This window comes from Kitasatospora sp. NPDC038210 (assembly GCF_055600605.1).
The window spans coordinates 206,049-219,511 of sequence record NZ_JBVJYK010000012.1 but is presented as its reverse complement, the minus strand read 5'-3'; the positions used below and the strand labels follow the sequence as shown (position 1 = coordinate 219,511).

The window sequence follows — 13,463 nt, the reverse complement described above, 5'->3', positions numbered from 1 at the left end:
CACAACCCCCAGGTCCGTTCACCGAGCCGAGAAGGTCCCGCCGACCATGAGCACTGCCGCCGCACTCCCCGTCCTGAACCTGCTCGCCGAGGGCGAGGGGGGCAACCACGACAGCCTGAACCCGCTCCTGACGGGTGGCGCCGCGCTGTTCATCCTGCTGCTCCTGCTCTTCATCACCACCCGCTTCAACCGGGACCGCTGAGCCCGCTCCGCGGACCTCTCCGGGGAGCGTCCGGCCACCGGCCGGCCGCTCCCTGACGCGTCTGCGGGGAACCCCCACCGGGTCTGCGGGCAACCCCCACCCGGGCGTTCCCGCACCGTAACGGGCGTCGCGTAAGGTGTGGCGGCATGGGAGAGCAGGCCGGGAATCCCGGCGGACCGGAACCGGTGAAGAAGCGCCTCGGCGTGATGGGCGGCACCTTCGACCCGATCCACCACGGCCACCTCGTCGCCGCCAGTGAGGTCGCGAGCGCGTTCCACCTGGACGAAGTGATCTTCGTGCCGACCGGGCAGCCGTGGCAGAAGAGCGACCGGCACGTCACCCCGGCCGAGGACCGCTACCTGATGACGGTCATCGCCACCGCGGAGAACCCGCAGTTCTCGGTCAGCCGGATCGACATCGACCGCGAGGGCCCCACCTACACCGTGGACACCCTGCGCGACCTGCACGCCCTGCACCCGGACGCCGACCTCTTCTTCATCACCGGCGCCGACGCGCTCGCCCAGATCCTGTCCTGGCGCGACTCCGACGAACTCTTCTCGCTGGCCCACTTCATCGGATGCACCCGCCCGGGGCACACTCTGTCGGACGCCGGGCTTCCGGTGGGCGGGGTCTCCCTGGTGGAGGTCCCGGCGCTGGCCATCTCCTCCACGGACTGCCGCAACCGGGTCGCCAAGGGCGAGCCGGTCTGGTACCTCGTCCCGGACGGCGTGGTCCGCTACATCGACAAGCGGGCGCTGTACGCGCCGCGCGGGACCTGAGCCAGGAGCGGCGCATGACCGATCGCAGCGGCGGCCAGCAGCGGCCGGAGGACTGGTCCGGCGGGCAGTACCAGCAGCCGTACCAGGGCCAGGGCCAGGGCCAGGGCCAGGGGTACCAGCAGCAGCAGCCGTACGAGTCCTACGAGTCGTACGAGCAGCAGCCGCAGTACGACCAGTACGGGCAGCCGGTGTACACCCACGACCCGTACGGCTACCAGCAGCAGGGGCACCAGGGGCAGCAGGGGTACGAGGGCTACCAGCAGCCGTACCAGGGCCAGGACCAGGGGTACCAGCAGCCGCAGCCGTACGAGTCCTACGAGTCGTACGAGCAGCAGCCGCAGTACGACCAGTACGGGCAGCCGGTGTACACCCACGACCCCTACGGTTACCAGCAGCAGGGGCAGCAGGGGTACCAGCAGCCGTACCAGGCCGCCGGCCCGGTCGTCGTCGAGCCGCAGGCGCAGCCCGAGGCCGCCGCACCCGCCGCACCCGTCACGCCCGCTGCGCCTGCCGCCGCCGCGGCACCGGCCGCACCCGCCCCGCCGCGCCCGCGGGTGTCCCGGCCGGCCGCCGGGGCGGTGCCGGCCAAGCCCGCCGCGCCGTCCGAGCAGGTCGCCGGGGTGCGCGGGGGCAAGTCCGGCGGCAAGGCGCCCAAGGACAGCTACACCACGGGCGAGTTCACCTTCGTCGACGAGGAGGCGGAGGAGACCGAGGACGTCATCGACTGGCTGAAGTTCGCCGAGTCCCGCAGCGAGGTGCGCGCCGAGCGCCGCCGCAAGCTGCGCAACCGGCTGATCGGCCTCGGTGTGGTGGTGGCGCTCGCCGCGGGCGGCGTCGGCGGCTACCTGTGGTTCACCGGCGACAAGCCGACCGCGGCCGCCGCGGCCGGCGGGCGCCAGGTCAACGTCGTCCACCTGCGCGACCTGCAGGGCAAGGTGTCCAGCGCGCTGCTGGTCGACGACGTCTCCGGGAAGAAGGGCACGGTGCTGCTGCTGCCCGACAACCTGCGGCTGCCCGGCCCCGCCGACCCGCCGGTCACCACCGTCGGCCAGGCCATGGACACCATCGGCGCCTCGGCGACCCGCGACGGCCTGTCCACCGTGCTGGGCGCCCCGGTGGCGGGCACCTGGCGGCTGGACACCCCGTACCTGGAACTGCTGGTCTCCCAGCTCGGCGGCGTCCGGGTGGACACCAACGCCGAGACCCACGAGGGCGGCAAGCCGGACGGCAAGCTGCTGTCCGCGGCCGGGAAGAACACCATGCTCAACGGGAAGGCCGCGGTCGCGTACGCCACACTGCAGAACCCCGGCGAGAGCCGGGACGTCCAGCTCGCCCGGTTCGGGCAGGTCATGGAGGCGGTGGTGCGCACCATGCCGACCGAGTTCAAGGACGCCAAGGACGACGTGCACCGGATGAACGCGGTGCTCGACCCCTCGCTGCCCGAGGACGCCCTGGCAGGGGTGCTCGCGCAGCTCGCCCAGCAGGCGAAGGACGGCCACGTCGGCACCACCGCGCTGACCGTCAAGCCGGACGGCAGCCTGGACGAGGCGACCGCGGGCAAGCAGGTGAAGGACGTGCTCGGCGGCACCGTGAAGTCCGCGGCCGCCGGCGACGCCCCGGCCCGGGTCGCGCTGCAGGACGCCAGCGGCAGCGACGCCGCGGCGGCCGCCGCGCAGGTCCAGATCGTCAACTCGGGCCTGACGTTCATCCCCGGCGGTGCCAAGGCCGCCGCGCAGGCCACCAGTGAGATCCGCTACACCGACGACGCCCGGCAGGCCGCGGCGAAGTCGCTGGCGACCAGCCTCGGCCTGCCGGACAGCGCGGTGAAGAAGGTGACCGGGGACACCCAGAACGCGGACCTGCTGGTCGTGCTCGGCAAGGACTACCAGCCGCCGAAGCCCCAGTAGGCCGACGGCAGGGCCGGCCGGCGGCCCGGCCCGGAACCGGACGACCCGCCGTGGCGGGCGCGCCGCGGCGGGGTGCGCGGTCGCAGGGCGGCGCGGGTGGGCGCGGAAAACGGTTCCGGGCCCGCCCGGGCGGCGTGAGATCCTGGAAGGCGACCCCGGCCGAGTGCCGGGGCGCCGCCCCAAGCCGCCGAGCCGGAAGAACACAGTGACCGTCACCGACCACAGCCAGCAGCTCATCACCGTCGCCGCGCAGGCGGCGGCCGACAAGCTCGCGCACAACATCATCGCCTTCGACGTCAGCGAGGTGCTGTCGATCACCGACGCCTTCCTGATCGCCTCCGCGAACAACGACCGCCAGGTCCGCTCGATCGCCGAGGAGATCGAGGACCAGCTGCGCGAGCAGCTGGACATCAAGCCGGTGCGCCGCGAGGGCGAGCGCGAGGGCCGCTGGATCCTGCTCGACTACCTGGACATCGTCGTGCACGTCCAGCACTCCGAGGAGCGCTCCTTCTACTCGCTGGACCGGCTCTGGAAGGACTGCCCCGAGCTGCCGCTGCCCGAGGACGCCCTGGCCTCGCGCAACCGCCCCGACGCCCACACCGACGAGGCCGGCAACGCCGTCGCCCCCGCCGACGACTTCGGCAAGCCCGAGGACCTGCACTGAGCCGCGGCGCGCGAGGCCCGCGCATCGTCTTCTGGCGGCACGGCCAGACGTCCTGGAACCTCGAATCGCGCTTCCAGGGCAGCACGGACATCGAGCTGACGGGCCAGGGCGTCCTGCAGGCGCAGCGGGCGGCCCGGCTGCTCTCCGGGCTCCGCCCGGACCTGCTGATCTCCTCGGACCTCGAACGCGCCCGGCGCACCGCCGAGGAGCTCGCCAAGGTCACCGGGCTCGACGTGACCCACCACGAGGGCCTGCGGGAGACCTACGCGGGCTCGTGGCAGGGCCTGACCAACGCCGAGATCCGCGAGCGCTTCCCGGAGGAGTACGAGGCCTGGTCGGCCGGCGAGCCGGTGCGGCGCGGCGGTGGCGGCGAGCTGGCCACCGAGGTCGCCGACCGCTCGGTGCCGGTGGTGCTGGAGGCCGCCGCCAAGCTGCCGGAGGACGGCACCCTGGTGGTGGTCAGCCACGGCGGGACGATCCGCACCATGCTCGGGCGGCTGCTGGACCTGGAGCCGGCCCAGTGGGAGCGCTTCGGCGGACTGTCCAACTGCTGCTGGTCGGTGCTCGGCCAGGGCACGCGCGGCTGGCGCCTGCTGGAGCACAACGCGGGCACGCTCCCGCAGCCGGTCATCGGCGACGACACCTGAGCGGTCCCGGCACGGGTGTCCCCTGCGGGCGCCCGGCGGGGTCGTCCCGCGGGGAGTGCGGGGCGCCCGGCAGGCGCCCGGCAGGCGCGCGGGGGCGTCCGCACGGGGGCGCGCGGTCTCCGGCGCGCGGGTGCGGGGGCGTTCGGCACGGGGGTGCGGTGCGGGCCCGAAGGGGCCTCGAAGGATCGGATTTCGCAGTTCCGGCCCTGACCAGCTAGAGTCTTCCTCGTTCGCACGGAAGAGAACGCGGCCCGGAAGGGAAGCGGAGGATCCGGTGAGTGCGGGGCTATAGCTCAGTTGGTAGAGCGCTTGCATGGCATGCAAGAGGTCTGGGGTTCAATTCCCCATAGCTCCACTCCGCATCGGCGGTCGTGGTCAGCCAGGGTCGCCCGTGTCGCGGGGCTATAGCTCAGTTGGTAGAGCGCTTGCATGGCATGCAAGAGGTCTGGGGTTCAATTCCCCATAGCTCCACAGCAGTTCGGAAGGCCGTCATCCAACGGGTGGCGGCCTTCCGACGTTCGGGCCTCCGGCGTTCTTGCCCTCCGGCGTTCCGGACCTCCGTCGGCGACGTCGGCGCGGCGTCGTGGCCGGCCCGGCACCGCCGCGGGAGCCGGCGCCCCTCACGGCTCGCAGCTGTGCCTCCAGCCGCCCGGCGGCAGCGAGTCGAGCTGCTCCACCCGCTCCTGGTCCTGCGGATCCACCGGCACGTACACCACGATGTAGCACTCCGGCACGCCCGGCATCGTCAGATACGTGGCGTTCAGCCGCAGCACCCCGAGCCGCGGGTGGCGGAACCGCCGCAGCCACGTCTCCGGCGGCGCGACCTCCTGGCGGTCCCACAGCTCCCGGAACAGCTCGCTGCCCGCCGACAGCCGCCGCACGTGCTCCTCCCACGCCGGCTCGCCCACGTGCTTGCCGTAGGCCGAGCGCAGCACCGCCACCATCCGCGGCAGCGCCTCGTCACGGTTGTCGCACGGGTTGCAGCACAGCGGGGCGGTCAGCATGCACCACAGGCTGTTGAACACGACCCCGCGGGACGGGCGGATCTGCTCGGCACCGAACAGCGAGCGGTACGGCCGGTTGTAGCTCAGCACGTCGAAACGGGTGTTGGAGACCGCCGCCGGCAGCGGGGCGAGCGAGTCCAGGATCACCTGGATCGACGGGCTCAACTCCGGTGCGGCCGCCTGCGCGTGCGGCGACGGCGACACCCCGGCGAGCCGGAACAGGTGCTCGCGCTCGGTGCCGTCCAGCCGCAGCGCCCGGGCCACCGCCAACAGCACCTGCTCGCTCGCGTTGATCGGCCGCCCCTGCTCCAGCCACGTGTACCAGGTGACGCCCACCCCGGCGAGCTGCGCGACCTCCTCGCGGCGCAGCCCCGGCGTGCGGCGGCGCAGACCGGGCGGCAGCCCGACCTCCTCGGGGGTGACCCGCGCGCGGCAGGCCTTCAGGAAGCGGGCCAGCTCGGTACGACGGCGGTCCCGCCCGCCCGCGGCGGTCGGCAGTTCCTCCAGGACGGTCATGGCCACCATCGTGCCGCAGGGCCGCCGGGCGATACAGGTGCTGCCAGTACCAGGATCAGCAGGCTCTAACCACCAGTACCAGTACCGCCGCAGGCTGATGAGCATGACGGACCTTCAGATCCGGCCCGGCGTGGCCGGAAGTACCACCGGAGCCCCGGCCGTACGCCCCGGGCTCCTCCTCGCGCTCGTCCTGTGCGGGCAGTTCATGGCCGTGCTCGACGTCTCCATCGTCAACGTCGCGGTTCCCACCATCCGGACCGACCTCGGCGCCTCCGGCGCCGCCCTGCAGCTGGTGATCGCCGGCTACACCATCGCCTACGCCGTGCTGCTCATCACCGGGGCCCGGCTGGGCGCCCGGTACGGCTACAGCCGGCTCTTCCAGCTCGGGCTGGCCGCCTTCACCGCCACCTCGCTGGCCTGCGGCCTCGCCCCGACCACCGGCTGGCTGATCGCCTTCCGGCTGCTCCAGGGCGCCGGCTCGGCGCTGATGGTGCCCCAGGTGATGAGCCTGCTGCAGCGCACCTTCACCGGCGCCGCCCGCACCCGGGCGCTCGGCCTCTACTCGGCGGTGCTGGCGGGTGGCATGGCGCTCGGCCAGGTGCTCGGTGGCGTCCTGGTCAGCGCGGACCTGTTCGGCAGCGGCTGGCGGCCGGTGTTCCTGGTCAACGTGCCCATCGGCGTGCTGCTGCTGGCCGCCGGCGCCCGGCTGCTGCCCCGGCTGCCCGGCGACGCCTCGCGCGGCTTCGACGTCCCCGGCCTGGTGGTGCTCGGCGCGGCCCTCGGCCTGCTGGTGGTGCCGCTCGTCCTCGGCCACGAGCTCGGCTGGCCCGTCTGGGGCTGGGCGATGATCGCGGCCGGCGTGCTGCTGTTCGGCCTGTTCGTGGTGGTCGAGCGCCGGATCGCCCGCGGCGGCGGGCAGCCGCTGATCCACGGGCGGGTGCTGCGCGCTCCGGGGCTGCGCCCGGCGGCGGCCGGACTGTTCTCGATCATGGCGGCCTTCGCCGGCTTCATGTTCTCCTTCGCCCTGCACCAGCAGGCCGCGCTCGGCCACACCGCCCTGAAGGCCGGGCTCTGCTCGGCGCCCGTCGCGATCGGCTTCGGCCTGTCCAGCATGCACTGGCACCGGCTGCCCGGGCGGCTGCACGCGGCCCTGCCGACGGTCGCCGGGATCGTCCTCGGCGGTGGCTACCTGCTGCTGGGCGTGCTGCTCGGCGGCGGCGCCGGGATCGGGACCGGCGCGCTGCTGGAGATGGCCGCGCTCGGACTGGTCGCCGGCTGCGCGTACGCACCGCTGTTCGCCCGGGCCCTCGCGGGGGTGGCGCCCGAGGACGCGGCCGACGCCAGCGGGGTCATGGTGACGGTCATCCAGCTCGGGCAGGTGGTCGGGGTCGCGGTGCTCGGCTCGGTGTTCCTCGGGCAGGTCGACCTGCCGGCGCCGGCCGCCGAGTCCGGCCACGCGCTGCGGACCACGCTGCTGGTCAACGCCGTCGCGGTGGCGGCTGCCGCCGGCTTCGCCGCCCGCAGCCGGCGGGCGGCGCGGTAGGCCGGGGGCGTGGGCGCGGCCGGGCCTGCGGGTGGGGCCGGGCCCGGCAGATGGGGGCCGGGCTTCGCGGCGGGGCCCGGCCCGGCGGGGAGGGCCGTCCGGGGGCTCCGGGGACCGCTCCCCGGAGCCCCCGCCGGGGACCTCGGGAAACGGATTTCAGGAGCACGCCCCGGACCGTGTAAAGTAGTCGATGTCGCCGAGGGAAACCGGACGGAAACGGCCGAAAGCCCCGGTGACATCGCAGGTCAAGGGGCTATAGCTCAGTTGGTAGAGCGCTTGCATGGCATGCAAGAGGTCTGGGGTTCAATTCCCCATAGCTCCACAGCAGTCGAGAGCCGCCTCCCGTTCCGGGGGGCGGCTCTCCGCCGTTTCGCCCGCCCACCGGCGGGAGGGCCCGGAGTCCCGCTACCGTCGTGTCATGGCCGATCTGGAGCGAAGGCGGAACGAGGAGCTGGCCCGGATACTCCACCAGCTCGGCTGGAGTCCGGAACGGCTCGCCCGCGAGGTGAGCCTCGCGCTGCCGCCGGGCCTGGCCATCAGCTCCACCGCCCCGTACAAGTGGCGCGACCGCGGCATGGTCCCGCGCAGCCCGCACGACCAGGCGGTGTGCGAGGTGCTCAGCCGCACCCTCGGCATCGCCGTCACCTACGAGCAGCTCTGGGGCCGGATGGGCGGCCACCGCGGCGCCAAGATCCTCTCGCCCCGGCTGCTCACCGACCCGTGGACCGCCGACACCGCCCAGACCGCGCTGCGCGAGGCGGCCACCGACGCCGGACCCGTCCGCCTCACCGACCTCTTCCGCAACGCCGACCTCGACCAGGCCGCCGCCCGGCTCGCCTCACCGCCCCCACCCGTCGGCGGCGGCGAAGGCGCCCTGCGCGTCGAGGCCGCACTCGTCGGCGAACTCGGCCTCTCCTACCGCAGCAAGCAGCGACTCGAACGCTCCTGCGGCGGCGGCCTCGTCCTCGGCCCCGCACGGGCCGAACTCGCCATGCTCGCCAAGCTGCTGGAACTGGGCGCCTACGACGAGCGGCTGGGCCGCGAGCTCTACGGCACGGCCAGCCGCCTCGCCCGCCTGGCCGGCTGGGCCGCGTACGACCTCGGCCACGACGCGGCCGCCCAACGCGCCTTCGTCGCCGCGCTGCGCGCCGCCCACGTCAGCGGCGACCCCCGGCTCGGCGTCGCCGTCCTCGGCGCGCTGCTGGTGCTCGCCACCCAGGGCCCGGGCGGGCGCGGCCTGGACGCCGTCTCCGCGCTCGAAACCGCCCTGGAGACCCACGGCGCCGCGCTCGGCCCCACCGGCCGGGCCCGCCAGCTCGGCCGGCTCGCCCGCGCGTACGGCCGCCGGAACGAGCCGGAGCGGGCCGAAGCCGCCGCCGCCCGGGCCTTCGCCGAACTGGACGGCGTGCCCGGCACCGAGGAGGCCCGCGCCTCCCTCGCCGGGATGGTGGGGGAGGGGCGACTGGCGCTCGGCCGGAACCGGCTCGCCAAGGCCCTGCTCGCCGAGGCCGTGGCCGGACTCGGACCCGGCCGGGCCCGCTCCAAGGCCCTGCTGATGGTGAGCCTCGCCGAGACCCACCGGCGGCTCGGCGACCAGCGGGAGGCGGCCCGCACGGCGGCGCTGGCGCGCTCGCTCGCGGCCGGGATGCAGTCCGAGCGGCTGGCGAAGGCACTGCGGGACTTCGACGCGGCGGGGCGCGCGCCGACGCGCTGAGGCTGTCGGCGGGCCGGTGCGTCGACCCGGCCCCGGTGCCGGTGCGTCGACCCGGCCGCGGTGCCGGTGCGGCAGGCCCGGCGGTATACCCGGGAGCGCGCAGAGTGGCTTGCGGTACCCTGAGCCCATGCGAACCGTGCGCCTGCTCCTTAGCCGGCCGCGCTGACCAGGACCGGCTGCGCCCTCGGGCGGTGCCGGAGTCGGCGTGGCGTCCCCTCCTGCGAGGGGATTTTTTGTTTTCCGCCCCCGACCCCGTCCCGGGCGGGGCCCACGGGCCGGCCGCCTGCCCGGTTCGCCAACCGACATCGATGGAGCTTGAAGGACCATGAGCGAGACGACCCCTGCGTCCGGCGCGGCCGAGACCGCGACCGAGCCGTTCCGGTACAGCGCCGCGCTGGCGGCCGAGATCGAGTCCCGCTGGCAGGACATCTGGGAGAAGGAGGGCACCTTCCACGCCCCCAACCCCACCGGTGCGCTGGCCGACCCGTCGGCCGGTGACGTCGCCGCGAAGCCGCACAGCTTCATCATGGACATGTTCCCGTACCCCTCGGGCGCGGGCCTGCACGTCGGCCACCCGCTGGGCTACATCGCCACCGACGTCTTCGCCCGCTACCAGCGGATGACCGGCCACAACGTGCTGCACACGCTGGGCTACGACGCCTTCGGCCTGCCCGCCGAGCAGTACGCGGTGCAGACCGGCACCCACCCGCGGGTCTCCACCGAGGCCAACATCGCCAACATGCGCCAGCAGCTGCGCCGGCTGGGCCTGGGCCACGACCCGCGCCGCTCGATCTCCACGATCGACCCGGACTACTACCGTTGGACCCAGTGGATCTTCCTGCAGATCTTCAACTCCTGGTACGACGAGACCGCCCGCAAGGCCCGTCCGATCACCGAGCTGGTCGCGCAGTTCGAGTCCGGTGACCGCCGGACCCCGGACGGGCGCCCCTGGGCCGCACTGTCCGCCGCCGAGCGCGACGAGGTCCTGGGCGAGTTCCGCCTGGCCTACTCCAAGGAGGTGCCGGTCAACTGGTGCCCCGGCCTGGGCACCGTGCTGGCCAACGAGGAGGTCACCGCGGACGGCCGCTCCGAGCGCGGCAACTTCCCGGTGTTCAAGTCCAACCTGCGCCAGTGGATGATGCGCATCACCGCGTACTCCGACCGGCTGATCGAGGACCTGGACCTGCTGGACTGGCCCGAGGCCATCAAGCTGCAGCAGCGCAACTGGATCGGACGCTCCGAGGGCGCCCGGGTCGACTTCGCCGTCGGCGCCGACGAGCGGATCACCGTCTTCACCACCCGCCCCGACACCCTGTTCGGCGCCACCTACATGGTCCTGGCGCCCGAGCACGGCCTGGTCGACTCCATCGTCCCCGCCGCGTGGCCGCAGGACGTGCCCGCCGAGTGGACCGGCGGCGCCGCCACCCCCGCCGAGGCCGTCGCCGCCTACCGGGCCGCCGCCGCCGCCAAGTCGGACGTCGAGCGCCAGGTCGACGCCAAGGTCAAGACCGGCGTCTTCACCGGCGCCTACGCGACCAACCCGGTCAGCGGGGAGTCCGTCCCCGTCTTCATCGCCGACTACGTGCTGATGGGCTACGGCACCGGCGCCATCATGGCCGTCCCCGCCCACGACCACCGCGACTTCGCGTTCGCCCGCGCCTTCGCCCTGCCGATGCGCTGCGTCGTCGAGCCGACGGACGGCCGCGGCGAGGACCCGTCGCAGTGGGACGACGCCTTCGACACCTACGACTCCGTCATCGTCAACTCCGCCCGGGAGCAGGGCGACCTGTCGCTGAACGGACAGGGCGTCGTCGACGCCAAGGCGCACGTCACCGCCTGGCTGGCCGAGCACGGCATCGGCGAAGGCACCGTCAACTACCGCCTGCGCGACTGGCTGTTCAGCCGCCAGCGGTACTGGGGCGAGCCCTTCCCGATCGTCTACGACGAGGACGGCGTCATGCACGCGCTGCCCGAGTCGATGCTGCCCGTCGAGGTCCCCGAGGTCGACGACTACTCGCCGCGCACCTACGACGCGTACGACTCCAACTCCTCGCCCGAGACCCCGCTGTCCCGCAACGAGGCCTGGGTCAACGTCGAGCTGGACCTGGGCGACGGGCCGAAGAAGTACCGCCGCGAGACCAACACCATGCCCAACTGGGCGGGTTCGTGCTGGTACGAGCTGCGCTACGTCGACCCGTCCAACTCCTCGGCGGTCGTCGACCCGGCCAACGAGCAGTACTGGCTGGGCCCCACGCCGACCAAGCCGGCCGGCGGCGCCGACCTGTACGTCGGCGGTGCCGAGCACGCCGTCCTGCACCTGCTGTACGCGCGCTTCTGGCACAAGGTGCTGCACGACCTGGGCCACGTCTCGTCCGTCGAGCCGTTCCACAAGCTGTTCAACCAGGGCATGATCACCGCCGACGTCTACCGCGACGAGCGCGGCTTCCCGGTGCCCGCCGCCGAGGTCGAGGAGCGCGACGGCCAGTACTCCTGGCAGGGCGAGCCGGTCAAGCGCGAGGCCGGGAAGATGGGCAAGTCCCTGAAGAACGCCGTCGCGCCCGACGACATCGCCGACGAGTACGGCGCCGACACGCTGCGCCTGTACGAGATGTCGATGGGCCCGCTGGACGTCTCCCGCCCGTGGGACACCCGCGCCGTCGTCGGCTCGTACCGCTTCCTGCAGCGGCTGTGGCGCAACATCGTCTCGGAGACCACCGGCGAGCTGGTCGTCACCGACGAGGCGCCGGACGAGGCGACGCTGCGCGCCCTGCACAAGGCGATCGACGGCATCCGCGGCGACATGGCCGGGCTGCGCTTCAACACGGCCGTCGCCAAGGCGATCGAGCTGAACAACTACCTGGTCAAGCGCGGCTCGACGCCGCGCCCGGTGGCCGAGCAGCTGGTGCTGATGGTCGCGCCGCTGGCCCCGCACGTCGCCGAGGAGCTGTGGCGCCGCCTGGGCCACGGCGAGTCGCTGGCGCACACCGACTACCCGGTCGCCGACCCGGCGTACGTGGTCGACGAGTCGGTGACCTGCGTGGTGCAGATCAAGGGCAAGGTGAAGGCCCGCCTGGAGGTCGCGCCGAGCATCTCGGACGCCGAGCTGGAGGCGCTGGCGCTGGCGGACCCGGCGGTGGTCGCGGCCATCGGCGGCGCCGAGGTGCGCAAGGTGATCGCGCGTGCTCCGAAGCTGGTGAACATCGTCACCGGCTGATCCCGGCCTGGGGCTGATCGGGCGGGCGTCCTTCGGGGCGCCCGCCCGGTGTCGTGTCGTGCGGGGGTCCGGCGTTGTGCGGGCGGTGGTTCGGGGTGGGCGTCCGGTTCGGGGTGGGCGTCCGGCTCGGGGTGGGCGTCCGGCTCGGGCGGTCGGCGGTGGCGCGGGTTCCGGTGCATCCCGGGTGGGCGGCCCCCGGGTCCCTCGGGGAGATCCCGGATCTGTCCCTGATCCGGGGCCGTGGGGCCCGTTCGAGCCGCCCCGCAGGGCGTTCGGGGGATACCGTGGAACCCTCGGCAGTACGGCCCGCGTTGGGCCCGGTGGGGGCCGAAACGGGTGGCGGAAGGTGGCGCGGCGATGGACGTGTTCGGCGTGATGATCGGCCTGGTCCTGCTGTTCGGGATCGCGGCGGCCGTCCTGGCGGTGGTGGGCACGGTCAAGGCGGCCAAGGCCGTCGGCGCGAAGATCGAGAAGCACGAAGCCAACGCCCGGCGCGCCGTGGAGACCGTCACCCTCAAGGCGAAGACGTACACCAAGCTCGGCCCGCCCGCGCAGATCGCCTCCGTCCGGCTCGGCCTGCGGACCTCGCTCGACGGCACCCGGCAGGTGTTGGAAGGCGGGCTCGCGCAGGACGGGCAGCTCGGCGAGTCGCTCGCCCTGTTGACCCGGCTCGACGCCCACGCGGCGGAGCTCGACGGAGAGCTGCGGATGCTCGAACGCGAGCCGGACACCGCGCGGATCGCGGCCAAGCTGCCCGAGTTGCGCGAGCGGGCGGAGCGGATCACGCGGTCCGCGGAGACCATGCGCTGGGCGGCGCAGGACCGGATGCACCGGTTCGCCGACGACGAGTTGAGCCGGCTCAGCCAGGAGTGCGAGAGCGAGGCGGGGGCGCTGCGGCACTGGGACCGCTCGGGGCCCGGTTCCGCGGGTGCGGGTGCGGGTGCGGGGTCCGGTGCCGGTGCGGCCGCGGGGTCCGGCGGGGCTGCTGGCGGGGGCGCGGCCCGGGCCGGGCTGACGGACGGGAAGGGGCGTCCGAGCGCGGAGGAGCTGCTGGGGCTCGCCGATCCGCTGGCCAAGCTGGCGCAGCGGCTGCGGAAGCCGTCGGCGGGGTCCTCGGCGGGCTGACTCCCCGGCGGGCTGACTCCCCGGCGCTCGACCGGGCTCGGCACAGCGGACCGTCCGGGGGTGGTCCGCGGATGGTCCGGGGATGGTCCGCGGGCGGGGCGGGACAGGTCGCCGACGGGTTCGTGCCGCGGTCCGGCGGGCTCCTCGC

Annotated in this window: 10 protein-coding genes and 3 tRNA genes; 12 read left to right on the top strand and 1 reads right to left on the bottom strand. The window is 73.9% G+C overall.

Annotated features, from left to right (window positions below; genetic code table 11):
* Window positions 1-46 precede the first annotated feature (46 nt).
* The 7 genes from ACZ7KX_RS24745 (at window position 47) to ACZ7KX_RS24715 (ending at window position 4,670) form a co-directional block, all read left to right on the top strand.
* On the top strand, window positions 47-202 hold the full coding sequence (locus tag ACZ7KX_RS24745) for a hypothetical protein (RefSeq protein WP_350525618.1): 156 nt from the start codon (window positions 47-49) through the stop codon (window positions 200-202).
* Between the two features lie 146 nt (window positions 203-348).
* The gene (gene nadD, locus ACZ7KX_RS24740) at window positions 349-981 is read left to right on the top strand and encodes a nicotinate-nucleotide adenylyltransferase (RefSeq protein ID WP_350525617.1); all 633 of its coding nucleotides are present in this window, start codon (window positions 349-351) and stop codon (window positions 979-981) included.
* A gap of 14 nt (window positions 982-995) precedes the next feature.
* Complete coding sequence (locus ACZ7KX_RS24735; protein ID WP_470328351.1) at window positions 996-2,888, top strand: LCP family protein; 1,893 nt, start codon at window positions 996-998, stop codon at window positions 2,886-2,888.
* Window positions 2,889-3,093: 205 nt separating this feature from the next.
* Window positions 3,094-3,552: a ribosome silencing factor gene (gene rsfS, locus ACZ7KX_RS24730; RefSeq protein ID WP_224284631.1), complete on the top strand. Its 459-nt coding sequence runs from the start codon at window positions 3,094-3,096 to the stop codon at window positions 3,550-3,552.
* The gene (locus ACZ7KX_RS24725) at window positions 3,549-4,199 is read left to right on the top strand and encodes a histidine phosphatase family protein (protein ID WP_350525657.1); all 651 of its coding nucleotides are present in this window, start codon (window positions 3,549-3,551) and stop codon (window positions 4,197-4,199) included. The genes rsfS and ACZ7KX_RS24725 overlap by 4 nt, the downstream gene beginning before the upstream one ends.
* Window positions 4,200-4,481: 282 nt before the next feature.
* Window positions 4,482-4,554: transfer RNA gene (locus ACZ7KX_RS24720), tRNA-Ala, on the top strand.
* 43 nt (window positions 4,555-4,597) lie between these two features.
* A tRNA-Ala gene (locus ACZ7KX_RS24715) sits at window positions 4,598-4,670 on the top strand.
* Between the two features lie 149 nt (window positions 4,671-4,819).
* Here ACZ7KX_RS24715 and ACZ7KX_RS24710 read toward each other — a convergent pair.
* Entirely contained in the window at window positions 4,820-5,719 is a 900-nt protein-coding gene (locus ACZ7KX_RS24710; protein ID WP_350525614.1) for a helix-turn-helix transcriptional regulator, read from the bottom strand.
* A gap of 103 nt (window positions 5,720-5,822) precedes the next feature.
* Between ACZ7KX_RS24710 and ACZ7KX_RS24705 the strand changes: the two genes are divergently transcribed.
* The 5 genes from ACZ7KX_RS24705 to ACZ7KX_RS24685 all read left to right on the top strand — a co-directional run bounded on the left by ACZ7KX_RS24705 (window position 5,823) and on the right by ACZ7KX_RS24685 (window position 13,315).
* A complete protein-coding gene (locus ACZ7KX_RS24705) occupies window positions 5,823-7,262 on the top strand; it encodes an MFS transporter (protein ID WP_470328350.1) in 1,440 nt (479 codons plus the stop codon).
* A 249-nt stretch (window positions 7,263-7,511) separates the two neighbouring features.
* Window positions 7,512-7,584, top strand: a tRNA-Ala gene (locus tag ACZ7KX_RS24700).
* 96 nt (window positions 7,585-7,680) lie between these two features.
* Entirely contained in the window at window positions 7,681-8,976 is a 1,296-nt protein-coding gene (locus ACZ7KX_RS24695; protein ID WP_470328349.1) for a hypothetical protein, read from the top strand.
* Between the two features lie 325 nt (window positions 8,977-9,301).
* Window positions 9,302-12,190, top strand: coding sequence for a leucine--tRNA ligase (gene leuS, locus ACZ7KX_RS24690; RefSeq protein ID WP_470328348.1), 2,889 nt, complete (start codon window positions 9,302-9,304; stop codon window positions 12,188-12,190).
* 357 nt (window positions 12,191-12,547) lie between these two features.
* Window positions 12,548-13,315: a hypothetical protein gene (locus tag ACZ7KX_RS24685; RefSeq protein WP_470328347.1), complete on the top strand. Its 768-nt coding sequence runs from the start codon at window positions 12,548-12,550 to the stop codon at window positions 13,313-13,315.
* The last annotated feature ends 148 nt before the right edge of the window (window positions 13,316-13,463 follow it).